General features: G+C 72.8%; 22 protein-coding genes. 13 read left to right on the plus strand and 9 right to left on the minus strand.

The features are described from left to right. The first annotated feature begins 52 nt into the window (after positions 1–52). Together EMA17_RS28700 and EMA17_RS28705 are read left to right on the plus strand one after the other, a co-directional pair. A complete protein-coding gene (locus tag EMA17_RS28700) occupies positions 53–1,180 on the plus strand; it encodes a uroporphyrinogen-III synthase (RefSeq protein WP_126640034.1) in 1,128 nt (375 codons plus the stop codon). Positions 1,181–1,454: 274 nt separating this feature from the next. Continuing rightward, positions 1,455–3,434 (plus strand): helix-turn-helix domain-containing protein, encoded by a 1,980-nt coding sequence (locus EMA17_RS28705; protein ID WP_160161593.1) that lies wholly within the window; start codon positions 1,455–1,457, stop codon positions 3,432–3,434. Positions 3,435–3,464: 30 nt separating this feature from the next. Here EMA17_RS28705 and EMA17_RS28710 read toward each other — a convergent pair whose 3' ends face one another. The 3 genes from EMA17_RS28710 to EMA17_RS28720 form a co-directional block, all read right to left on the minus strand. Beyond that, positions 3,465–3,689, minus strand: coding sequence for a hypothetical protein (locus tag EMA17_RS28710; RefSeq protein WP_078974137.1), 225 nt, complete (start codon positions 3,687–3,689; stop codon positions 3,465–3,467). A 373-nt stretch (positions 3,690–4,062) separates the two neighbouring features. After that, the gene (locus EMA17_RS28715) at positions 4,063–4,908 is read right to left on the minus strand and encodes a DUF4097 family beta strand repeat-containing protein (protein WP_126640036.1); all 846 of its coding nucleotides are present in this window, start codon (positions 4,906–4,908) and stop codon (positions 4,063–4,065) included. A 197-nt stretch (positions 4,909–5,105) separates the two neighbouring features. Then, positions 5,106–5,648: a hypothetical protein gene (locus EMA17_RS28720; protein WP_126640037.1), complete on the minus strand. Its 543-nt coding sequence runs from the start codon at positions 5,646–5,648 to the stop codon at positions 5,106–5,108. Between the two features lie 899 nt (positions 5,649–6,547). Between EMA17_RS28720 and EMA17_RS28725 the strand changes: the two genes are divergently transcribed. After that, positions 6,548–7,396 (plus strand): helix-turn-helix domain-containing protein, encoded by an 849-nt coding sequence (locus tag EMA17_RS28725; RefSeq protein ID WP_126640038.1) that lies wholly within the window; start codon positions 6,548–6,550, stop codon positions 7,394–7,396. A 48-nt stretch (positions 7,397–7,444) separates the two neighbouring features. Here EMA17_RS28725 and EMA17_RS28730 read toward each other — a convergent pair whose 3' ends face one another. The 3 genes from EMA17_RS28730 to EMA17_RS51995 all read right to left on the minus strand — a co-directional run bounded on the left by EMA17_RS28730 (position 7,445) and on the right by EMA17_RS51995 (position 9,969). Beyond that, positions 7,445–8,128, minus strand: coding sequence for a L,D-transpeptidase family protein (locus EMA17_RS28730; RefSeq protein ID WP_126640039.1), 684 nt, complete (start codon positions 8,126–8,128; stop codon positions 7,445–7,447). Between the two features lie 201 nt (positions 8,129–8,329). Next, entirely contained in the window at positions 8,330–9,802 is a 1,473-nt protein-coding gene (locus EMA17_RS28735) for an MFS transporter (protein WP_126640040.1), read from the minus strand. Further along, positions 9,799–9,969 (minus strand): hypothetical protein, encoded by a 171-nt coding sequence (locus tag EMA17_RS51995; protein WP_160161594.1) that lies wholly within the window; start codon positions 9,967–9,969, stop codon positions 9,799–9,801. Before EMA17_RS51995 ends, EMA17_RS28735 begins: the two co-directional genes overlap by 4 nt. Before the next feature lie 119 nt (positions 9,970–10,088). Here EMA17_RS51995 and EMA17_RS28740 point away from each other — a divergent pair, with 119 nt between their 5' ends. The 3 genes from EMA17_RS28740 to EMA17_RS28750 all read left to right on the plus strand — a co-directional run bounded on the left by EMA17_RS28740 (position 10,089) and on the right by EMA17_RS28750 (position 13,918). Beyond that, entirely contained in the window at positions 10,089–10,775 is a 687-nt protein-coding gene (locus EMA17_RS28740) for a TetR/AcrR family transcriptional regulator (protein ID WP_126640041.1), read from the plus strand. 520 nt (positions 10,776–11,295) lie between these two features. Further along, positions 11,296–13,002 carry an LCP family protein gene (locus EMA17_RS28745; protein ID WP_126640042.1) on the plus strand — a complete coding sequence of 569 codons (1,707 nt, stop codon included), beginning with the start codon at positions 11,296–11,298 and terminating at the stop codon, positions 13,000–13,002. Between the two features lie 472 nt (positions 13,003–13,474). Continuing rightward, positions 13,475–13,918: a CBS domain-containing protein gene (locus tag EMA17_RS28750; protein WP_126640043.1), complete on the plus strand. Its 444-nt coding sequence runs from the start codon at positions 13,475–13,477 to the stop codon at positions 13,916–13,918. Between the two features lie 165 nt (positions 13,919–14,083). Here the strand turns inward: EMA17_RS28750 and EMA17_RS28755 are convergent, their stop codons facing one another. Beyond that, the gene (locus EMA17_RS28755) at positions 14,084–15,199 is read right to left on the minus strand and encodes an alkene reductase (RefSeq protein ID WP_126640044.1); all 1,116 of its coding nucleotides are present in this window, start codon (positions 15,197–15,199) and stop codon (positions 14,084–14,086) included. A 49-nt stretch (positions 15,200–15,248) separates the two neighbouring features. Beyond that, a complete protein-coding gene (locus tag EMA17_RS28760; RefSeq protein ID WP_246126960.1) occupies positions 15,249–15,713 on the minus strand; it encodes a RidA family protein in 465 nt (154 codons plus the stop codon). 132 nt (positions 15,714–15,845) lie between these two features. Between EMA17_RS28760 and EMA17_RS28765 the strand changes: the two genes are divergently transcribed. After that, on the plus strand, positions 15,846–16,271 hold the full coding sequence (locus EMA17_RS28765; RefSeq protein ID WP_126640045.1) for a MarR family winged helix-turn-helix transcriptional regulator: 426 nt from the start codon (positions 15,846–15,848) through the stop codon (positions 16,269–16,271). A gap of 86 nt (positions 16,272–16,357) precedes the next feature. Here EMA17_RS28765 and EMA17_RS28770 read toward each other — a convergent pair whose 3' ends face one another. Beyond that, complete coding sequence (locus EMA17_RS28770; RefSeq protein ID WP_126640046.1) at positions 16,358–17,398, minus strand: alpha/beta hydrolase family protein; 1,041 nt, start codon at positions 17,396–17,398, stop codon at positions 16,358–16,360. A 162-nt stretch (positions 17,399–17,560) separates the two neighbouring features. On the opposite strand from EMA17_RS28770, the gene EMA17_RS28775 reads away from it, so the two are divergent. From EMA17_RS28775 to EMA17_RS28800, 6 genes are all read left to right on the plus strand, one after another. Then, positions 17,561–18,238 carry a GNAT family N-acetyltransferase gene (locus tag EMA17_RS28775; protein WP_126640047.1) on the plus strand — a complete coding sequence of 226 codons (678 nt, stop codon included), beginning with the start codon at positions 17,561–17,563 and terminating at the stop codon, positions 18,236–18,238. Between the two features lie 38 nt (positions 18,239–18,276). Further along, a complete protein-coding gene (locus EMA17_RS28780) occupies positions 18,277–19,146 on the plus strand; it encodes a PaaX family transcriptional regulator C-terminal domain-containing protein (RefSeq protein ID WP_126640048.1) in 870 nt (289 codons plus the stop codon). Positions 19,147–19,261: 115 nt separating this feature from the next. Continuing rightward, a complete protein-coding gene (locus EMA17_RS28785; protein WP_126640049.1) occupies positions 19,262–19,834 on the plus strand; it encodes a GNAT family N-acetyltransferase in 573 nt (190 codons plus the stop codon). Positions 19,835–20,136: 302 nt separating this feature from the next. After that, entirely contained in the window at positions 20,137–20,799 is a 663-nt protein-coding gene (locus EMA17_RS28790) for an SDR family NAD(P)-dependent oxidoreductase (RefSeq protein ID WP_307721566.1), read from the plus strand. A 27-nt stretch (positions 20,800–20,826) separates the two neighbouring features. Further along, positions 20,827–22,209 (plus strand): aminotransferase-like domain-containing protein, encoded by a 1,383-nt coding sequence (locus tag EMA17_RS28795; protein WP_126640050.1) that lies wholly within the window; start codon positions 20,827–20,829, stop codon positions 22,207–22,209. A 257-nt stretch (positions 22,210–22,466) separates the two neighbouring features. After that, a complete protein-coding gene (locus EMA17_RS28800) occupies positions 22,467–23,384 on the plus strand; it encodes a branched-chain amino acid transaminase (protein WP_126640051.1) in 918 nt (305 codons plus the stop codon). Positions 23,385–23,450 lie beyond the last annotated feature (66 nt).

Here is a 23,450-nt window from a genome sequence, read left to right on the forward strand (position 1 = left end):
CGGGTGATCGCCCGGCAATACGTCCGTAACACCGGTCCGTCAATCTCACGACATGGTTACTCGTACAGGTGCGGCCGAACCCCTCGTCGGGCTCACGGTCGCGGTCACGGCGGCCCGGCGGCGCGACGAACTCGTCGCGCTTCTGGAGCGCCGGGGCGCGAAGGTCGTGGGCACGCCGACGATGAGCATCGTGCCGCTGCGGGAGGACCGGGAGCTGCGGCGGGCGACCGAGCGCTGCCTGGTCGAGCCGCTGGACTACGTGGTGGCCACCACCGGGGTCGGTTGGCGCGGGTGGATGAACGCGGCGGAGGGGTGGGGGCGTTCCGGCGAGGTGCGGCGGGTGTGCGCGGCGGCGACGGTGATCAGCCGTGGGCCCAAGGCCACCGGCGCGGTGCGCGCGTCCGGATTGCGGGAGATGTACTCACCGGGTTCGGAGGCCAACGACGAGCTGCTGCACTGGTTGTTGGCGCGCGATCTGCGCGGCCGGCGGATCGCGGTCCAGGAACACGGCGCGCCACTGGACGGCTTCGCGACGGCGCTGCGCGAGCGTGGCGCCGAGGTGATCGAGTTGCCGGTGTACCGGTGGGGGCCGCCGGAGGATCCGGCGGCCGTGCGTCGCCTGGTCGAGCAGGTGGTCCGGGGCGAGGTGCACGCGATGACGTTCACCAGCGCGCCGGCGATCGACGCGTTCCTGGCCGCGGCGGGCGAGGCGGGTCGGCGCGAGCAGGTGCTGGACGCGCTGCGCGCCGACGTGTTGCCGGTGTGCATCGGCGCGATCTGCGCGAAGCCGCTGTCGGAGGAGGGTGTGCCGGCGTTGTGGCCGGAGCGCGGGCGGCTGGGGTCGATGGTGCGCACGGTCACCGAGACACTGCCGGCCCGGGTGCGGCGCGAACTGGACACCGGGACGGATCGGCTGGTGCTGCAGGGCAACGCGGTGCTGGTCCGGGGTGGGGTGATCGCGCTGTCGCCGGTCCCGGCCGCGGTGTTGCGCGCGCTGGCGGAAAAGCCGGGATGGGTGCTCAGCCGCGCCGAGCTGCTGCGCCGCGTCTGGCAGGGCGCGAGCGCGGACGAACACGCGGTCGAGGCCGCGGTGGCCCGGCTGCGGAGCGCCCTGGGGCCGCACAAGGGGCTGGTCAAGACGGTGACGAAGCGGGGGTATCGCTTGGCCGTGCCGGTGTGATCGGGGGCGGGGCCGGCGCGCTCCGGGGGCGTGATTCGGCCATCGCCGGGCGTGGGCGAAGCCGTCGACGACACGCCGAACGACCTCGGACGACACGGCCACGATCGGCCCGGGAACCGCCTGCCGACACGGCCGAGGCGGCCGTCGGCATCGGCCGGATCCGGCCGAAGGGTGGAAGGTCCCCATCCGGAGCGCCGCGTGTTCATACGATCATTCGAACGATATGGACGACGGGCTTGGGGGCACGGCGGTGCGGGTCGACGATTTGTTGGGCATGCCCGAGCTGCGACTGGCCCTGCTGGCGGGTACGGGGCGGCTCGGCCGCGAGGTGCGGCGCGTGTCGGCGTACGATCCCACCGCCCCGGGGCGGGGTCTGGCCGGCGGCGAACTCGTGGTGGCCGGCGAAGTGCCCGCATCCCCCGCGGAGTCCGCCCGCCTCGTACGCGCCCTCACCACGAACGGCGCGGCGGCCCTGGTGCTCTCGCCCCGGGCGCCGGTGGCCGAGCCCGGTCCCGACGACGTGCCATATCCCCTGGTCGAGGCCTGTGTTCGGGCCGGCCTGCCGCTGTTCCTGGCGCCGCACTCGATCCCGGCGGTCCGCGTCGCCGAGGTGGTCGCCCACCGCATGGCCCGGGAGGCCGACCCCACCGCCGAACGCTCCCCCAGCCGCCAGACCCGCCTGCTCACGGCCCTGACCAACGGCGCCGACACCCGAGCCCTCCTCACCCTCCTGGCCACCGAACTCGACACCCACTGCCACGTGATCACCCCGGCGGGCCGCCTCTTGGCATCGGCGACACCTACGCCGGAGGGCACGACGGCGGAGCGGGGCGGGCCGGCCGAAGCGGACGGGGCGGCGGGGCCGGGCGGGAGAGCGGCGCGAGGCGAAGCGGACGGGGCGGCGGCGGGTAGGGGGGTCGGGGCGGAGCGGCCCTCTCGGTCGAGCGAGGAGCCGGGGCCGGGTGGGCCCGCCAGGGTGACGCCGTCGGCGCGTCCGCCGCGAGGAGCGTCGGCCGGGGCGGACGGGATCGTGGCACGGCTGGGCGGCGCGGGGCCGCGTACCTCGGCCGGGCCGCGTGAAACGACGGGTTCGCGCGAAGTCGTGGGGGCCGGCGGAGCGGTCGGGGCCGGTGCGGCGCTGGGGGCTGGTGCGGCGCCCGGGGCCGGTACGGCGCCCGGGGCGCACGTGGCGAATCGCTTCGGCGTGGTTGCCCGGCCGGAGGCGGCGGCGCTCGGCGAGGGTCCGCCGGGCGGCCGTTGCTCCGGCGGCCCCGGCCCCGGCCGCGGTGAGGTGGCCCGGGTCATGGCCCGGACCGGTGGCCGGTTGCCGGTTCTGGTGGGCGGGGACACGGTCTTCGCCGTGGGGCGGGGGGCCGGCCTGGTCGGGTATCTGGTCTGCGGTGGGGATCGCCGTACCGACGAGGCGCTGGCGCGTGTGGCCGACCTGTTCGTGCTCGGCGACGCGCGGCGCGCCGAGCGGGCGGCCGTGGAACGGTCCTACGCGTGGGAGTTGGTCGACCTCGTCGAGTCAAATGCGGCCCCGGACACGATTCGGGCCCGCCTGGCTGCGGCCGGCCTCCCACCCGACGCGGCGCCGATCGTCTGCTCCGCCGCCGGCCACGGCGCCGACGCGGCGACCGGACGCCTGGTCACCGACCTGATCGAGCACGCGCTGGACGAGGAGCCGACGGCGCGGTGGGTGGTGGCCGTCGGCAAGGCCGAGGTGGTCGTGTTCGCCTCGGCCGGAACCGGGCCCGGCGGCGCGACGCGCGTCGCTCGCGCGCTGGAGCGGGCGGCCGACTGGTGGGAGCCGCTCCTCGGGCCCGAGCGGCTGGCGATCGGCATCGCCGGGACGTCACCCACGTGGGGGACGGCATTGGCCGAGGCCAGGGGCGCGCGGGACCTCGCATGGACGCGCCCCGGCCGGCTCACCGTGGCCGAAGGCCCCGAGATCGACGCATACCCGGCCCTGCTCACCGCGGTCCCCCCGCCCGTCCGCGCCGCGTTCGCGGAGCGGGTGCTGGGCGGGCTGCGGGCGTACGACGCCGAACACGGCACCGACCTGATCGACACCCTGGCCGCGTTCCTGGCCGCCAACGGCGCCTGGCAGCGCTGCGCCGGAACGCTCGGCGTACACGTCAGCGCACTGCACCAACGCATGGGCCGGGTACGGGATCTGACGGGCCGTGACCTGTTCTCCGCCCGAGACCGGGTGGACCTGCTCCTGGCCCTGGAAACCGACCCGACCGGTTGACCCCCCGGTCCGGGCAACCTCGCCCAACGGCTACTTGGCGCCGCTGTCCTGGAGGTCGGCGAGCGACGCGGCCCAGCGGAAGTACTTGTTGCGGCCCAGGTCGCCGATGGTGGTGATCTTCAGCGACGCCAGGTGCTCGGCGTGCGCGTCGGTGATCCCGGCCAGTCCGGCGACCGGCGCGGCCAGGACCTCGCTGAGCGTCTTGTTCTCGTAGGCCTTGTCGAGCAGCTTGTCGAGGTCGGCGGTCACGGGCATGGGTTCTCCCTGCGGGTTCGAAGCGGCCGGTCGCCGCGATTCGCCCCCATATTCCGTCGGAATTGTCGATGATTCCGACATTTGCCCGATTACGCGTGTCGCAGATCGAGTACCGGATGGCGCGGCCGACCGCATGGCGCCACATGGCACGGCGCGGGCGGCGACCGGCGCGACCTCCCGACCGGCGAGTCGATCGGCGCGACGCCGCGCGATCTCCCGCTGCCGGCGCCACCGTTCCAACGGCGCGAGGGCCGCGAGGATCAGTACCGCGCACAGCAGGGGCATCGGCACCGGATGCGGTAACGGCCAGACGCCGCCGGACACTTCGGGTGCGGCCCACATGAGCTGTCCTCTCCGCTGCGTGCTTCGGACGTCAGGACCGACGGATCACGATGTCGCCCGACAGCGTGCGGGCACGCACGTCGACCGTGTCGTCGGTCGGCGCCGGGCCGTCGACCGAGGCCAACGAGGTATGCACCTTGCCGGCCATCGAGTTCAGGTCGAGCCAGGCGGCGGTACCCTCGCGGATCCCCACCTCCAGTTCGCCGGACGCGGTCTCCAGCCGGATCGCGCCGTGCACCACCTCACCGATCCGCACGCTGCCGGACACGGTCTTGGCGCCGACGGTGGTCAGCGCCCGGTCCACGGTGATGTCGCCGAGCGTGCTGTTCAGGCGCAGGTCGCCGCTGACCGCGCCGAGCGAGATGCCGCCGGCGGTGTTGCGGACCACCGCCGTGCCGTCGATCTTGCCGACCCGGATCTCGCCCGCCGCCGCGCTGATGTCGGTGTGGCCCACCGAGTGCGCCACGGAGACGTCACCGGCGGTGGAGTTCAGCCGCAGCGCGCCGGTGCGATCCAGTCGGATGTCGCCCGAGGCGACCGAGAGCCGGGTCTCGCCGACCCGCCCCTCGACGTGGATGTCCGCCGCGGCGGCCTGGCCCTCGATCCGGGAGCCGGTGGGCAACTCGATCGTCACGTCCACCGAGGCACTGCGTCCGAAGAACGAACGGCTCTTGTTCCTCGGCACGCGCACCGACAGTCGCCCCGAGGTACAGGTGACCGACGTCTGCTCGGCGGCCTGTACGGACGCGGTGTGCGACGGGTCGGTGGGGCGTACCTCGACGACCGTGTCGACGCGGTCGCTCGCGCTGATCCGAAGGCTGCCGACGACCAGATCGACGGTGGCGAAGATCGGCTTGGGGGTATCGAAAGCAGGCATGACATCCCGTCCTGGGAGTTGAAGGTCGTACCGGGCGTACTCCGTCGTGCACGCACCCGCCGCCCGCGGGGCACGCGTGCGGCGCGGGCCGATCGGGCGCGTGTCTCGCGGCAGTCGCGCCGGCGTCCGGCCGCGGCCCGATCGTGTCCGCCGTCGGGTGCCGCGTGCCGGTGCGGGTTCGCCGGCCGGGCATCGGGTCACCGCACCCAGCCGGTGTACCGCTGCCTGCTGCGCGAGGTGCCGCGCCGTTCGCGCCCGCGCTCCTCGGCGGGGTCGAGCGCGGCGGTCACCGTACGAACCAGCCAGGCGTTGACGGACAGACCCGCCCGACCGGCGGCCTGCTCGATCCGAGGCTTGATGTGCTCGGCGAGCCGCAGCGTGATCCGTGCCGTGCCGCCCTCCTCGGGCTCCGGCGCGGACGCGGCGGGCGGCGGCCCGGGTCGCTCGTCCGGCTCGTCGTCGAAGGCACCGCCGCCGGCCTCCTCGAACGAGCGGGCGACCGCCGGCGACACCACGAAGTCCGGGTCGAGCCCGCGCAATCGCATGTCGACCGACCCCGGCGCGAGGTCGCGGCTGATCTCGTCGGCGGCGGCGGACAGCGCGCTCAGCAGCGCGAGCCTGGTCGCCGATTCGAGCGGCCCGATCAACCGCTCGGCAAGCGCCCGTGCCTCCGCGCCGTTCGCCTCGGCGGCAACCGCCAGTTCACGGCAGAGCTTGTCGACATACGGCGTGAGGTCCATGACGTCATCATGACGCCACAGTGACGTCATGGCAAGCTCGACATCAGCACACCTTGACGCCACATGACGTCACAGCCCCCCGGAAAGCCCCCCACGAGGGGCCGGCGACAACACCGCCCACCGGTCCCGGCACCGCCCAAACCACCCCCACCGAGGCCACCCACACCCCCACCCACGACTCCACGCCCCGACCAACTCACCGCAACCCCACACCGGCACCACAACCAACCAAGACAAGCCCCTCGCCGAAAACGCCCGCCCCCTCGGGAAAGCCCCGCAGACGCGACCAACCCCCCCCTCCCGCCCGCCATCGCCCCCCCACTTCTCGCCAAGCAACACACCCACCCCGCAGGAAAGCCCCAGCCTCGAAGCCCCACACACCAACGGCAACCCACCACCGACCCCAACCGGCCCCCGGCACCACAACCGGTCGAGACACGCCCCTCGCCGGAAAGCCCGACCCACTCGGGAAAGCCCCCGCGGACTCGACCGACCCCCTTCCCCGCCGGCCATCGCCCCCGCTTCTCGCCGAGCAACACACCCACCCCCCGCCGGAAAGCCCCGGCCTCGAAGCCCCACACACCGACGGCGCCTCATCACCGACCCCAACCGGCCCCCGCACCGGGACCGCAACCGATCGAGACGCGACGCCCGCCGGCACACCGCCCCCGAACTCACGCCCCCGGCACCCCACTCACGACCCCGACGCCCCGACCCCGCCCCGCTCACCCCGCGACGCCGGCCCACCGCTCCCGACCTCACGCCCCGGCGTCCCGAGACCCGCCACCCACCTCGCGGCCCGCCCCACGCAACCCATCGCGCACCCCCGCCCCACCAGCGCGAGCCACCGGCAACCGGCGGCAACCGCCCCCGTGTCGGCGCGCCTTAGACTTCGGGCCGTGAGTGAGAACGAGCTTGGTGGCTTCCTCCGTGACCGTCGCGCGGCGGTCACCCCCGCCGAAGTCGGGCTGCCCGACGGGCCCCGGCGCCGTGACCCGGGGTTGCGGCGGTCCGAGTTGGCGGGCCTGGCGGGGGTCAGCGTGGAATACCTGACGCGGTTGGAGCAGGGGCGCGACCGACGCCCCTCCGGCCAGGTACTCGCGGCGCTCGCCGACGCGCTCCGGTTGACCTCGGAGGAGCGGGTCCACGTGCGGCTGCTCGCCAGGGCCGCCACCGGCAACGCGTTCTCCTACGCGGCGGTCGAACCGCCCGCACGCGCGATCCGGCCCACCGTACGCGCGCTGCTCGACCGGCTCGAACCGGCCCCCGCGCTGCTGGTCGACCGGCTCGGCAACGTGCTGGCGTTCACCAACGGCTACGAGCGGCTGGCCCGCCCCCTCGGCATTCTCGACCCGGACCAACCCAACCTGGCGCGCTACGTGTTCACCGATCCCCGAGCCCGCACGGCCTACCCCGACTGGGAGCGGATAGCCGACGAACACGCCGCGATCCTGCGCACGGCCGCCGCGTTCGCCGATCCCTACGTCCAGGACTTCCTGGACGGCCTCGCGATCACCGCCGGCACCGTGTTCAGCCGCCGACTGGCCGCGCCGGCCACCCCGCCGCGCCGGGTCGGCGTGGAACGACTGGCCCACCCGGAGGCGGGCGAACTGCGCCTGGAACGCGAGATCCTGGACCTCGCCGACGTCGACCAGACGCTGGTCGTCTACCTCCCCTGCGACGAACCCACCTCCGCCGCGCTCGACCACCTCACCGGCCGCCACCCGGGCGCGCTGCGCGCGGTCTGACCGCCGCCGCCTTCCCCGCCCGCACTCGGGGAAGGCACGACTCGTCGATCAGGTACCGGACTTGCGGCCGTACACGTACACCTCGTCACCGGTGTGCAGCAGGTCCCAGTAGGCCTTCGCGTCGGCCGGCCGCATGTTGACGCAGCCGTGCGAGCCGGGCGGCGAGGTGACCGAGCCGTCGATCGCGTGGAAGGCGATGCCGCCGTCGAAGAACTGGCTGTACGGCATCGCCACGTCGTAGAGCGTCGACCAGTGGTTCGGCACCCGGTAGTAGATCTTGTGCAACCCGGTGCGGGTGGCGAAGTCGGCCCGCCCCGAACGGATCTGCACCGGCCCGTACACCCGCTTCGCGCCGTCCTGGATCCAACTGACCTGCCGGCCGAGGTCCACACACGCGATCCGCCCGACATCGGTCGGACACCCGCCCTCGCCGCCGGCGGCCCGCCGCTTCAGCGCCGCGTAGGTGACCGGACCGGCGTAACCGGCCGCCGGGCGAATGCCGTTGTCGGCCTGGTACGTCCGGATGGCCCGGCAGTCGGCCGCGGACTCCCGTCCGTCCACCGGCAGTCCGAGCGCCGCCTCGACCTGCCGCTGATACGGCCCGGTTCGCGAGGTACAGGCCGTGGGCCCCGCACTCGCCGGCGCGGCGACCACCACCCCCAACGGCACCACGACCCCGGCCGCGACCACCACCGTCCCCACCCGCCGACACACCCGCCCGAACACACCCATCGCCGCCCCCTTCGCAGTCGACTCCGCCCGCCCGCGCCGCCGTTCGACCCACGGACGCCCCGGTCACCGGCAGGTACGGGACCTGCCACACGCCGTCAATCCTGCCCGCGCCCGACGGTGCCGCACACCCACCAACGGGTCTTTTCACACGACGCGGCGGGACGGCGCGCCGCGACAACCGCACCCGACGCGCGAACTCCCCTACGTCACCGTCGACTTCGTCGGCACCAGCAGCACCGCGACGACCGCGGCGACCAGCAACAATCCACCCGCCGCACCGAGCGATACCGCGTAGCCGTGGGCGAGTTCGCGCTTCGACGCCCCTTCTTCGGGTCCGGTCACCGACGCGGCCAGGGTGACCAGCGCGGCCAGGCCGATCGAACCACCGATCTGGCGCGAGCTGTTGATCAACCCGCCGGCCATGCCCGCCTCGTGCGCGGCCACGCCGGAGGTGGCGGCGGTACCCAGCGGAACGAAGCACAGGCCCGCGCCGATGCTCGCGACCAGCGACGGCCCCAGGATCGAGCGCAGGAACGTACCGTCCGCGTCGAAGGCCAGCCCGAACCACCCGAAGCCGACCCCCACCAGCACCCCGCCCAGCGCGAGCAACCGCCCGAGCCCGACCCGGGCCACCACCTTGGTGGCCAGCACCGAGCCGATCAACACCCCGAGCGAGAAGGGCAGGAACGCCACCCCGGCGGCGGCCGGACCGTAGCCGAGCACCTGCTGGAGATACAGCGAGGTGAAGTAGAACGCGGCGAACTGCCCGGAGAACAACAACATCATGAACAGGTTCGCGCCGACCACCGGCCGACGGCTCAGCAGTCCCATCCGCAACAGCGGTGTGGCCACCCGCAGTTCGACCAGGACGAAGGCAACGAGCAAGACCACCGCGGCGGTGAGCGTGCCGATCGTGACCATCGATCCCCAGCCCTGCCGTTCGGCCCGCACCACACCGAGGACCAGCGTGGTCGCCCCGGCGGTGACCAGCAGCGCACCCGCCGGATCGAGCCCGCCGCCGGCACCCCGCGCGGGCCGGTCGCCGGGCAGCCGCCGGGCGGCGAGCAGCGCGAAGGCCACGATCGGCACATTGATCAACATCACCGCCCGCCACCCCACCGACTCGGTCAGCAGCCCACCGATCAGCACCCCGCACGCACCCCCGGCCGCCGCCGTCGCACCCCACAGGCCGAGCGCCCGGGAACGGGCCGGCCCGGCCGGGAAGGTCACCGTGATCAGCGCGAACGCCACCGGCGCCAGCGCCGCGGCCCCGACCCCCTGTACCGCGCGGGCCGCGATCAGCGCCGCCGGCGAGGAGACGAAGCCGCCCGCCAGCCCGGCCAGGCCGAACACGGCGAGGCCGCCGATCAGCGTGCGCCGCCGACCCACCAGGTCACCGACGCGCCCACCCAGCATCAACAACCCGCCGAAACTCAGCGCATACGCGTTGACCACCCACGGCAGCCCGTCGACGCCGAAGCCGAGGTCGTCCCGGATGTCCGGCAACGCCACATTGACCACCGACATGTCCAACGCGACGGTGAACTGCACGGTCAACACGACCAGCAGCAACAGCCGGGTGCTCGGCAGCGCCCGGCCCGCGCCGACCGAAGCCGCGATCGTCCCGGTCGTCCCGGTCACCCCGGTCGTCGTCCCACCCCTCGCCCCGGTCATCCCCGCACCCCGACCCCGTCGGCGCGCGGGTCGGCATCGATCTCCACCCGGAGGACGGCCACCCGCCACTCCACCGCGCCCCCGGCCGGCCGGCGCTCCCCGACCTCGATCCGGCCACCGGCTTCGGCCGATCGCACCGCGGGTTCGAACAGGTCGACATACGTCATCGAAACTCCTTGCCACAGGGAAAAGCACGCCGGGAGACACCGGCGACGCGTTGACGTACTCTGTACGTGAACAGCCTCAGTCGAACACGTACGCCGTACGTACGTCAAGGAGGAGCACCATGCCCGCGCCCCGAAAGTTCAGCCGCGAACAACTGCGCGCCGCGGCCCTGACCCTGGTCGACGCGCACGGCCTCGCCGCGCTGACCATGCGCAGCCTCGCGGCGACGCTCGGCACCGGGGCGATGACCATCTACAACTACGTGGACGGGCGCGAGGGCCTGGAGGGGCTGCTCGTCGAGGCCGTCCTGGCGGACGCGCTCCCCGCGACCGAACCCGGCGCCGAGGCGGACGACTGGCGGAGCGAGGTCCGCCGGCTGGCCGAGGCGAACTGGCGCGCCGTACGCGCCCACCCGGACGTGATCCCGCTGATCCTCACCCGCCGGATCACCGACGAGGCGACCCTCGTACACGGCGAGGCCCTGCTGCGTGCCCTGGCCCGAAGCGGTCGCCGCGGTGTCGAGCTGCTGTACGCCTTCCGCACCGTGACCGGCTTCGTCACCGGCTTCGCCCAGGCCGAACTCGCCGGCCCGCTCTCGATCGCACCCGACGAGGACGTGCGGTCCATCACGGACCGGGCTCGGGCGCTGCCCGCCGACCGCTTCCCGTACCTGATCGAGATCGCCGGCGCGGCGGCCGAGAGCTCACCGTCCGACGAGTTCCGGGCGGGCCTCGACCTGCTGCTGGCCGGCCTGGAGCGCCGCCCGGCCGGACCGGACGGCGGCCGACGCGACCCCGCCGTCGCATAGGGCTTCGACACCGCCGCCGAATACGCGCCGAAATCGCCGGGAATGACCCCGGCGGCTCGCTCGTTGTACGGAGCAGTCGGTGAGCGGGTGTCCCCGGGCCCAATCATTGCCGCCGCGAGTTACCGTTCGGCTGGAATCGCGGTGTGCCACCCGCCGAGAGGTGATCTCGTTCACCGACCCGAATACGACGGCGTCGCCCCCTCCCCCCGAGGGCGGCGCCGTCCCTCGTTCGGCCGGGCCCGTGCGCCCGGCGCCCGGACCGAACCCCCGGCATCTTGGACGATGCGCGCTGCAACCGTCCCGCGCCCGGGACCGTCCGTCTTCCCGAAGGCCGCCGGCACGATGATCCGCGACCGGTACATGTACGGTCCGTTCCGGCCGCCCGATACGGTGTCGAGCCAGTCCGCCGCAACGCGACGTCGGTCCGACGACAGCATTCTCGGGGGTTGTTTTGAATTCCGTTCCGGAGCACGGCGGGCGCCGCCGGCGTACTCCCGAGTCCGCGCCCCCCGACCCGGTCGTGCCCACCGATTCCGCGGTCGAGGGCGGCCCCGAGGCGGCCGGAGCCGACGACACCGGCGCGGGCGTACCGCCTCCCCGACGTGCCGACGGCCGGGGCCGCGCCCGCTCCGGACGCAAGGCCAAGCCCACCGGCCACGGCAAGCCGCGCCGCTTCCGCAAGCTCAAGATCACCGCGATGGTGTTGTCGTTGGCGCTGGTCGCGATCGGGATCACCGGCTTCGTGATCTACCAGAAGCTGAACGGCAACATAAAGCACAGCAAGCTCAACATCAGCGATGTGGACGTGCCCAAGGAGGGCCCCGACGCGTTCGGGCGCACCCCGATGAACATCCTGATGCTCGGCTCGGACGGCCGCGACAACCCGACCGACTGCAAGCTCGGCGGCGCGTGCGACGGCGGACCGCCGCGCGCGGACGTGCAGATGTTGCTGCACGTGTCCGCGGACCGGAGCAACGCGTCGGTGATCAGCATCCCGCGCGACACCCGGGTCCAGGTCCCGACCTGCGTCGACCCGAAGACCAAGCAGAAGTTCAACCCGATCAACACCACGATCAACGAGGCGCTGGGCCGCGGCGGGCCCGGTTGTGTGGTCGGGGCCTGGCAGTTGCTCACCAAGATCCACATCGACCACTTCATGATGGTGACCTTCTCCGGCGTGGTCTCGATGGCCGACGCGGTCGGCGGGGTCGAGGTGTGCGTGCAGTCCAACATCCAGGACGAGCAGATCGAGTACCGCGACGGTGTGCGGCACGAGATCGGCTCGCACCTGAAGTTGACCGCCGGCAAGCACAACATCCAGGGCGAGGACGCGCTGAAGTGGCTGCGTACCCGGCACGCCTTCGAGGACGGCGGCGACGTGGGCCGCACGCACGCGCAGCACATGTACCTCAACTCGATGGTGCGCACGCTCAAGTCCAACAGCACGATCACCAACCCGATCAAGCTGTTCAAGGTCGCCGAGGCGGCCACCAAGGCGCTGACCGTGGACGACGGGCTCAACGGCATCCCGAAGCTGACCTCGCTCGCGACCACGCTGAACAAGGTGAACACCAACCGGATCACCATGACGACGATGCCGAACGTGCCGGACCCGCAGGCGCCGAACGAGCATCTGGTCCCGGCCGCGTCCGCGGAAACCCTGTTCAAGATGGTGCGTTCCGACGTGGCCTTCGACAAGAACGGCCCGCCGCCCGGCACCGAGACCAACCCGCCGACCACGCCCGAGCCGCCGCCCGCCCCGCCCCTGGACAAGGCCGCCGTCCGGGTCACGGTGGTCAACGGCACGACCAGGACGAGCCTGCCGGGCCTGGTCACCGACCGGCTGATCGCCCAGGGCTTCACCAAGGCCGTCCGGGACTCGACCCCGCTCAAGCGGCAGACCAGTACGGTGATCCACCCGGCCGACGCCAAGGACCAGGCCCAGGCCGTCGCGGACTCGCTCGGCCTGCCGGCGAGCGCCCTGTCCGCGCAGTCGAACGCGACGCACATCACGGTCCAGATCGGCACCGACTGGGGTTCGGAGGCCACCTTCAAGGGCGGCAAGGGCAACCCGACCTCGGCGCCTCCGTCCACCCCGCCGCCACCGCCGCCGGCGGGCGAACTCCCCAAGGATTCGGCCGCGTTGAACGGTGCCGACGAAAGTGCGTGCATGAAGGTCTACACCGAGGCCAAGGACCGCAACGGGAAGCCGATCTACACCTGGTGATCCGGCGATCCCGGTGACACGACGGGCCGGTGGCGAACGCCACCGGCCACCGGCCCGATCGCGCCGATTCTCTCTGTTCGCCATCCCGAACACGGCGGCAAATAAAGCCGGTTCATGACGATATGTACCGACGCCATGTCGGCCTCCCGTCGAAATGACGGTAAGGTGGCCGTACCGAAGACATTCCGTACGTCGGCTTCCTTGTCGACGCCGTCCTCGGTGGGCGACGACGCCGGCCGTGCCGGCGGGTCCGAAGGCGAGTGCACCGGCTGTCCGTGCGGCCCGCCTTGCGTCCGCCGACCAGCGCACAGCGCCATCACCCGGCGCGGGCCCGGCCGCCCGCATCGAGTCCCGTGACCTCGCCGCCTCTTCGGCCCCGCGCGCCTTCGCGCGGCCTGCGACGACACGGGCCCGGGTGCCCCGCCGCCCGACTCCGGTCCCACCGGACGACTCGAAACCAGGTGCGTACCCGATGACCAACCTCCCCCACCATCCCCCCACCGCCCCCGGCACGCCCACGGTCGCCGACGCCATGCGACCCGCCGAGGTGCGGATCGACGCGAACACCATGGTCGACAAGGCGATCGACCTCGTCCACGCGGCCGACGCCGACCACACGATCCTGCACGCCGAGGACGGCCGCTGCCTGGGCATCGTGCGCCGCGCGCAACTCGCGCCGTACCAGAACCGTTCCTGGTACACCGCGCGTACGCCGATCCGGAACATCACCCACGAACGCGGCCCCTTCGCCCGGCCCACGACACCCGCCGCCGAGGCGCTGGCCACGATGCGCGCCCGCGGCCTGCGGGTATGGGCGGTGACCGACCCGGAGGGCCGAGCCGTCGGCGTCCTGACCCCCGAGTCCCTGCGCGCCGTGCTCACCGACACCGACCGCCCGATCGGCGCGGCGGCGTAACTTCCGACCATCCGACGGCGGTTCGTGCGGTACGGGGTCCGTACCGCACGAACACCCGCGTGCCGCACCACGATCCGCCGTCGATTCGCGCATTGCCCGTGGGCCGTGCGCCGTTGCGGGCCCGACCCGGTCCGCGACCGACCCGACCCGCGACCGACCCCGACCCTAGACCCGCTCCGGGACGGTGATCGCCGGATAGTCCACGTAGCCGCGCGCACCGCCGCCGTACACATCCGCCACCGGCGGCGGGGCCGGCGGCAGCCCCCGGGCGATCCGCTCCGGCAGGTCGGGGTTGGTGATGAACAACCGCCCGAACGCCACCACGTCGGCGAGGCCGTCGGCGATCAGACGCTCGCCGATGGCCGGGTCGACCGGGGTCGGGCCGTTGTGGTTCGCGATCAACATGCCGGACCAGCGCGGCCGCAGGTCGGCGAGCGCCGCGTAGGCACCACGTTCGAGGACGTGCAGGTAGGCCAGGCCGATCGGATCCAGCGTGTCGACCAGCGCGCGGTAGGTGCCGCGCGCGTCCGGCTCCACGAGTTGGTTCTCCGGGTTGTCCGGCGAGATCCGCAGCCCCACCCGGTCCGCGCCGATCTCCGCCACCACCGCCCCCACCACCTCGAACACGAAACGCAGCCGGTTCTCCCGCGAACCGCCGTAGCGGTCGGTGCGCAGGTTGCTGTTCTCGGCCAGGAACTGCTGGAACAGGTACCCGTTGGCGCCGTGGATCTCGACGCCGTCGAACCCGGCCTCGATCGCGCGACGTGCGGCGCGGGCGAACGCAGCGACCACCTCGGCGATTTCGGCGACGGTCAGCGCACGCGGGGTGACGTGCGGGAGCAGGCCGTCGCGGGTGTGGATCGGCGCTTCGGTGATCCGCACCGCCGACGGCGCGGTGGGCGTCTCGCCGTCCAGGGTCACCGGATGGGTCATCCGGCCCACATGCCACAGCTGGGCGAAGATCCGCCCACCCGCGTCGTGCACGGCGGTGGTGACCTCGCGCCACCGGGCCGCCTGTTCGTCCGTACGCAGCGCCGGAATGCCCGGTCCGGCCTTGCCGAGCGGGTGCACCGAGATGCCCTCGGTGATCAACAGCCCGGCGCCGGCGCGCTGTCGGTAGTAGGTGGCGGCGAAAGCGCTCGGCACGCCGGTGGCGTCGTCGGCGCGGCCTCGGGTCATCGGGGCCATCGCGATCCGGTTGGGCAGATCCAGGCGGCCGTGGCGATAGCGGGTCAGCAGCGGGTTGGCGGTGCGGGTCGGGGAAGTCAACGCGGTATCCATTCCTGTGGTGATCGTGGTCGGGTGGCCCGGTGGTGACGGTTTCGCGGACTCAGCGGTCCAGCGCGGTGACCTCCACCTCGATCAGCCAGTCGGGCCGGGCCAGGGAGGAGACCTCGACGAGGGTGTCCGCCGGGTACGGCAGGGACAGGAACTCCTCGCGCAGCCGGATCACCTCGTCCAGGTTCTCCGCCATGTTCCGGACGTAGATGCCGACCTTGACCACGTCGGCGAAGGTCGCCCCGGCCTCGGCGAGCACCCGCTCCACGTTGCGGAAGGCCTGCCGCCCCTGGGCGAGGAAGCCGCCGTCGACGGTGCCTCCGCCCTCGTCGAACCCGGCCTGCCCGGATACGAAGATCAGGCCGCCGGCGCGGACGGCCTGGGAGATGCGGTACGGCTCGTACCAGTCGGGGGTGGTCGCGACGCGCTCGATCCGGGCGCGGACGGTGTCGGTGGCGGCGTCGTCGTGGGCGGTGGTGACGGTCATCGCATGCTCCAAGGTCAAAAGAATCTGCATGCACATGCATGATTTGCTTGCGCATGCATAATCTGGCACTGCATGTAATCTGCTGTCAACAGCGAATCGATCCACGCTCGGCCCACCGACGGCCGGACACGGGATCGACGGGGCCGGAGAAGGGACGGGGTCATGGACGCGAGGCTCTGGGAGCAGGTCGTCGTGCTGCACGCGCGCGTCGAGCACGACCTCGGTCGGACACTTCAGCGACGACACGGCATCGGCCTGTCCGAGTACCGCGCGCTGTCCCGACTCGCGGTCGCGCCCGACGGCGAGTTGCGGATGCAGGAGTTGGCCGACTCGATCGGGCTCAACCAGAGTTCGGTCAGCCGCCTCGCGGTCCGGCTGGAGACCGACGGCCTCACCCGACGCGACCTGTGTCCCAAGGACCGCCGAGGGGTGTACACGGTGATCACGGACGACGGCCGCGCCCGTCTGACCGAGGCGGGCCGAACCTACGCCCAGGCCCTGACCACGGCCCTGGAAAAGGCCGCCACCGACCCCCAGCTGGCAGAGGTGGCGACGGCCCTGGGCGCCGTCCCGGCCCCGGTGGGCTGAGCCCGCGAAAAACGGGGCCTCGAGCGCGGCCGGAACACGAGCCGATCACCGGCCGGCCCATACCCACGCTCGGCTCGGCGGCCCGTTCAGCGTCCGGCCAGGAAGCGCCGCTGGTCGGCCAGATAGCCGTCGACGAACAGGTCGCGCGGTGCGAAGACCGCGGTGAGGAAGGTCTTCGTCTCCGAGCCCTCGATGTCCGCGTCGACCATCGAGTGCGCCGCGTCCGGGTAGTGACGTACCGTCAGTTCGGCCCGCCCGGCGAGCAGTTTGCGATACTCCGCCTCGGTCTCGGCCACGTCCACGTTCACGTCGTGCCCCCCGAGCATCAGCAGCACCGGAACCCGCACCCCGGCCAGGTCCGCGCTCGCGTCGGCTCCGGCGTTCTTGCGCACGAAGTTCCACCGGTCCGCCGACATGGTCGCCGCCGAGCCCAGCGCGGCGCGGTACTCCTGGTGCCCCGCACCCCGCTCGATCAGCCGCCGAGTCTCGTCGCTGCGCCGGACCTCGGTGTCGATCCGGGCCTGCGACGCGTGCTCCGCGCGCAACTCGGCGAGCAGGTTGAACCGGCCCTGCCGCAGCCAGTTGATCGCCGGCGACACGGCGATCACGAACTTCACGTCGGGCGTGCGCGCCGCCACCTTCGGCAGCACCCAGCCCGCCTGACTGGCACCCCACAGGCCGACCCGCGCATGATCCACGTCCGGCCGGGACCGGCTCCAGGCGATCGCCGCCTCGGTCTCCCGGGCCCGGTCCTCCATGCTCTGGTCGAGCCAGTTGCCCGGTGACCCGGACACGCCCGGCTTGTTCCAGGACAGCGTCGCGTAGCCGGCCCGCGCGTACGCCTCCATCTGCGGCCGATAGAAGCCGTCGTTGGTGGCGTTCCGGGCCCCGTCGCCGTGTACGAGGAGCACCAGGCCGTACGGACCACGTCCGTGCGTGGGTTTGGCCAGCACGCCGTCCAGTCGCTGCGCGCCGTCGTGGAACACGATCCGCTCCTCCCTCAGGTCGTAGGTGTTGGCCCGGTCCGCGTACACCACCGCGCCCAGTCCCACCGTGAGCAGCAGGGCGAGGATCGCCGCGCAGATGGTCAGCACCCGATGGCGTCGAACGAACCCGCGGATCCCCATGTCGTCATCTCCCTTCGAACAACGTCTGCGATACCGAATCTATCAAATCACAAACGCTCGTGACGCAAACGAACGTTTTCACTTCTGCATATACTGGCCTCGGATGGCCCGGCCACAGCCCCACTCGCCCGTCGGGCGCCACCCACCGGCCCGGAGGCGGCAATGGACCAGGAACGGACACCACACCCACACGACGGCCCGAAGCCCCCCGGCCCGCACCGGCCGCACCCCGGCCCACCGGCGATCGGCCGCGGCCTGCCGGACGGCACACGGCGGCGCGCGGCCGAGCTGTACTGGGAGGCGTTCGGTCGCAAGTTGGGCGCCGGCCTGGGCCCCGCCGAGGCCGGGATCGCGTTCCTGGCCGAACACCTGCACCCGGACCGCGCCGTGGTCGCGACCCGGAACGGCGAACTGGTCGGCCTGGCCGGCTACACCCACGGTGGCCGCGGCCTGACCGGCGGAACCGCCGGCGACGTGCTCCGTGCCTACGGCGGAATCCGCGCGCTGCCCCGGCTCGCCGTCCTCGCCCTGTTCGAACGTCGGCCCGGGCATGGGGAGTTGGTGATGGACGGCATCTGCGTCGACGCGGCGCAGCGCGGCACGGGCGTCGGCGGCCTGCTCCTCGACGAGGTCGCCGCCGTGGCTCGCGAGCTCGGCTGTCGGCGGATCCGGCTCGATGTGATCGACGTCAACCCTCGGGCCCGGGCGCTCTACGAGCGGCACGGCTTCGTGGCGACCTCGACCCAGCGAACTCCCTTTCTGCGCGCGCTGATGGGCTTCGGCGCGGTGACCACGATGGTCCGCCGGGTCGAGCCCGCGCGTCCGGGCGGGCTCGGGTGAGTGCGAGGGCACGGGTGCGGCGCTCGTATGCTCGGAACATGCCAGGAACGCCGGACACGGGCCGCGTCGAAATCCCCACCCGCACCCTCGTACACGCGCTCGTACACGGCGACGGCAGCGTCGACACCGGGGAGCTGTACACCGTCGCGGGCGCGCTCGGCATGTCCGACCAGCAGGTGCGACTGTGCGTCAAGCGCCTGGTCGCCGAGGGCCGCTTCACCCACGAGGGACGCGGACGCAAGGCGGTGCTCAGGGCGACCGAGGATGCCCGACGCACACTCGAACCCAACGTCGAGTTCGTGCGGCACGCGTTTCGCCAGGATCGGGGCGAGGCGCCGTGGGACGGCGCGTGGCGGCTGGTCGCGTTCGCGATCCCGGAGTCCGCACGATCGGCACGCGACGCGCTGCGCGACACGATCGTGTGGCTGGGCGGCGCGGCACTGCACGGCGGGCTGTACGCGGGCGCCAACGACTGGACCGAGCTGATCTCGGCCGAGGCACACCGCCTCGGCGTGTCCGACGCGGTCACCCAGCTCACCAGCCGAGACCTGCGCATCGGCGCGATCGACCAACCACGGTCCCTGGCCGCCAAGTTGTGGCCACTGGACGAAATCGCCGGACGCTACGCCCGGTTGCTCGAAATCGTCCGCCCCCGCTTGGCCCGCCTGCAATCGGGCAACGACTTCACCGACGTCGAACTACTCACCATCGGCGTCGAGTTGGGCGTCGAATTCAGCCGTGCGATCGAACCGGACCCCCTCCTGCCCCCGGAACTCCTACCCACCCCATGGCCCGGCCGGCAGGCCCGCACCCTGCTCACCCAGGCCTGGTCGACACTGTCCGAACAGGATCAAACGAACACAACGCACAGGCTGTACCGCCTGTACGAGGACCTGTCCCGCCCCTGATCCGGCACCGAGGACGAAACCCACCACGCGCACCACACGCTCGGTCGTACGAAGAGCCGTGCCGGGACCGGATATTCGGTGTCCGTGCGCCCCGTGAGGACGCAAGATGGTGCGCATGACTCTGGCCACCCCCGTACTGCGTACCGCTCGCCTGCGGCTGCGCCCCTTCACCGACGCCGACACGGACTCCCTCTTCGCGCTGCACAGCAGCACCTACGTGATGCGCTACTGGGACTCCCCGCCGTGGACCGAACGGGCCCGCGCCGAGCGGTTCGTCGGGATGTGCCGGACGATGGCGGACGACGGCACCGGGGCCCGCGTGGCCATCGACCGTGCCTCCGATGGGGCCTTCGTCGGCTGGTGCGGTCTGACCGCATGGGACGAGGACTGTCGCAGCGCGTCGTTGGGCTACTGTCTCGGCGATGCGATGTGGGGACACGGCTTCGCGACGGAGGCCGCGCACGCCGTGCTGCGGTGGGCGTTCGAGACGCTGGACCTGAATCGGGTTCAGGCCGAGACCGATACGCGCAACGTGGCATCCGCCCGGGTCCTGGAAAAGATGGGATTCGTGCGGGAAGGCACGCTGCGGGAGGACTGCGTCGTGAACGGCGAGGTATCCGACTCGTGGGTGTTCGGGTTGCTCAGGCGGGAGTGGCAGCCGTCGGCTGTGCCGGATCCGGTCGCGTAGTTCACGTCGACGGCCCGGGCCGCGGGCAATCGGCGTGACCGCCGCGCGGGTGGCGATCGCCCGGACCCGGGCGAAGTCGCGCGCCGTACACCCGATCATCGGCGCCCGCTCGGTCGAGCAACCGCGCGACAACCTCGGCGCCGCGAACGTGGTGTTGCCCGAGCACGCGCTCGGCCGGTTGAACGCGGCGACCGAGTCCGCCGCCGGATTCCCGACCGACTTCGTCGCGTCCCCGATCTCGCTCGTCACCGGAGCCAATCGCGGCATCGGCCACGAGGCGGCCCGCCGACTGGGCCTGCACCGTGCCGGTCGGCGCGCGCTCCGAGGACGCCGCCGAGACCGCCGCGCGCGAACTGCGCGCGGCGAGCCCGGCCGCCCTTCCCCTGCTCCTGGACGTGACCGACGCGGTCGGCGTGCGGCGCGCCGCCGCCGAGGTCGAGCGGCGTTTCGGCGTACTCGACGCGCTGGTCGACAGCACGGAGATCACCTACGACACCCGGCAACGCGCCGTCACCGCCCACCCGGACGTGGTGGCCAAGGCGACCGACACCAATCCGTACGGGCCGTGGCGCACGACACAGGCGTTCCTGCCCCCGCTGCGCCGCTCGGCGCACCCGCGCATCGTCGACGTGAGCAGCGCGGCCGCGTCCCCGACCGACATGGGTGGCGGCACCCCCATCGACATGGGCTGCCCGGGCGGCCGCCCGATCGAAGCCGGCGCGAAGGGCATCGTCCGGGCCGCCACCCTCCCCGACTCGGTCCCCACGGGCGCCTTCTTCCGCGACACCCACCCCCTGCCCCGGCAGAACGTCGCCGAACGCGCCCACCGCTCCGACACCGGCGCGGGACAGCGTCGGCCGACGACTCGGTCCGATCGGCGTGCGCGTCGAACGTGCGGGCTCCGGTGTGCCGGGCCTCCCGTGCACGAGAATCCACCCGCGGCCGTGCAACCATCGAGGCCGTGAGGCCCGGGTGCAGAGGGAGTAGTGGTCGTGGACGTCGAGCAGTTCGCCGTGGTGCTCGGGGAGCGGATGGGGCGCCCTCGACGCAACGAGCGCCGGTCCCGTGGTGAACGGTTGTCCGACGCGCTGCGCGACCTGGTCGAGGGCGGCGAGTTGCTGGCCGAGACCCGCCTGCCGTCCGAGCGCGCGCTCGCCGACGCCCTCGGGTTCAGCCGGGGCACCGTCGCGACCGCCTATCTCTCGCTGCACCGGATCGGCCTGGTCGAGCGCCGCCACGGCAGCGGGTCCTACGTGCGCGCCGGCGGCCGGCCGACCTTCGCCCGCTGGCTGCGCGAGGGCACCATCGTCGTCGACCTGGCCAAGGCCGCCGTCCCCGACACCTCGCTCCTGCCGCACACCGCGCTGCGGGTCGAGGACCTGCTCGACTCCCGTCCCCCGGACGGCTACGGGCCGACCGGAGACCCGCGGCTGCGCGAGCTGATCGCGGCGCACGAGTTGCCCGCCGGCTTCAGCGCCGACGACGTCGTGGTGACCTCCGGGGCGCAGCAGGCGATCCATTTGATCGCCGACGCGCTGCTCGTACCCGGCGACCGGGTCCTGGTCGAGCCGACCACGTATCCCGGGATGCTCGCGGCGGTGTACCGCTTCGGCGCCGAGGCGATCCCGGTCCCGGGCGACCGCCACGGCTTCGACCCGGAGGCGCTGCGCGCGGCGATCCGCCGGTACCGGCCCGCCTACGTGTTCTCGCTGCCGGTGCACAACCCGACCGGCGCGGTGGTCTCGGCCCGACGGGCGAAGGCGATCGCCCGGGTCGCCGCCGAGGAGGGCGGGCTCCTGGTCGAGGACCGCACGCTCGCGAGCCTGGCCGACGGGCCGGTGGCCTCGGCGGTCGAGCACGTGTCGGACCGTACGGTCTGCCTGGGCTCGTTGTCCAAGACCACGTGGGGCGGCCTGCGCCTGGGCTGGATCGCCGCGCCCCCGGGCGTGCGCTCGCTCCTCGTGGAGGCCAAACAACGCACCGACCTGGCCACCTCGACCCTGGACCAACAGCTGGCGATCCACCTGCTGCGCGACCCGGGCCGCCCGGCCCGGGTCGGCGCGTGGTTCGCCGATCTGACCCGGCGCCGCGACCACTTCACCGCCGAACTCGCCGAGCGCCTGCCCGACTGGGAGTGGACGACGCCGCGCGGCGGCCTGTCCCTGTGGGCCCGACTGCCCGGCGTGGACGGCGAGGACTTCGTCGCCACCGCCCTGCGCCACGGCGTCGCGGTCTCCCCCGGCGCGGTCTTCGCCCCCGCACCGCACACCGCCGGCGACCGCATCCGCCTCGGCTACGCCTGGCCCGAACCGGTCCTGTCCCAGGCGGTGGACCTCCTCGAAGCCGCCTGGCGCGAGACCCCGAAGAAGGCCTGACCCACCCCCGCCCCTCCGGCGCCGCACGGGCCACGAACGCCCGTACCCCCGGCGCTTCTTCGGCCTGCCCAGGATCGAATCGGCGCCGGCCCGTCCGATCCGTGAACACCCCCTAGTGGACCAATATCGATGCGACTAATGTGCCACTTGGCAAGTGGCACATCGACACACTCGCCAATGATCCACTTTCTCGGGCAGCGAATCGAACCGCATCGAGTCGACCCGAGTCGAGTCGAGCGACCACGGTGGGAGCAGCGATGGCACTGATCGAAGCGGACCGGATCTGGATGAACGGCGCGCTCGTGCCGTGGGCCGACGCCAAGGTGCACGTACTCAGCAACGGCCTGCACTACGGCACGGGCGTGCTCGAAGGCACCCGCGCGCACGCCACCCCGCGCGGCCCCGCCGTGTTCCGCCTGGACGACCACCTGCGCCGGTTCCGGGAGAGCGCGCACATCCTGGGCTTCGAACCGCCCTACGACTCGGCCGCACTGCGTGCCGCGACGCTGGAACTGATCGCGGCCAACGGGCACGACGAGTGCTACCTGCGCCACCTCGCGCACCTGGGCTACGGCGAGATGGGACCGGGCTTTCACCCCGGACTGCCGGTCGAGGTGAGCATCGCGGGCTGGGAGTGGCACACCTACCTCGGCGACGGCGCCGAGCGCGGCATCCGGCTCGCCACGAGTTCGTGGCGGCGCAACGACCCCAACGCGATGCCGCCGGCGGCCAAGGCCACGGCCGGCTACCTCAACTCGGCGCTGGCCAAGACCGCCGCGCTGCGCGCCGGTTACGACGACGCGCTGCTGTTGAACGCGGACGGGTACGTCGGCGAGTGCAGCGCGGCCAACGTGTTCGCGATCCGCGAGGGCGTGCTCTGCACTCCGCCGCCGAGCGCCGGCGCGCTGCGCGGGATCACCCAGGACACCGTGCTCACCCTCGCCCGCGACCTGGGCATCGAGGTGCGGGTGCGGAACCTGCTGCGGACCGATCTGTACACCGCCGAGGAGGTGTTCGTCACCGGCACCGCCGCCGGCGTGATCCCGGTGGCGTCGCTGGACGACCGCGAGGTGGGCAGCGGTCCGATCACCCGCAAGCTCCGAGCGGCGTACACCGCGGCGGTCACCGGAAGGGACGAGCGATACGAGCACTGGCTCACCCTCGTGGACCAGTGACGGCGGCCGAACGGGTCGCGGCCGGCGACGGACGCGCGCCAAACAGCCTAAATATCACATGATGTG

The sequence above is a fragment of the Embleya hyalina genome (assembly GCF_003967355.1).
Lineage (GTDB): Bacteria > Actinomycetota > Actinomycetes > Streptomycetales > Streptomycetaceae > Embleya > Embleya hyalina.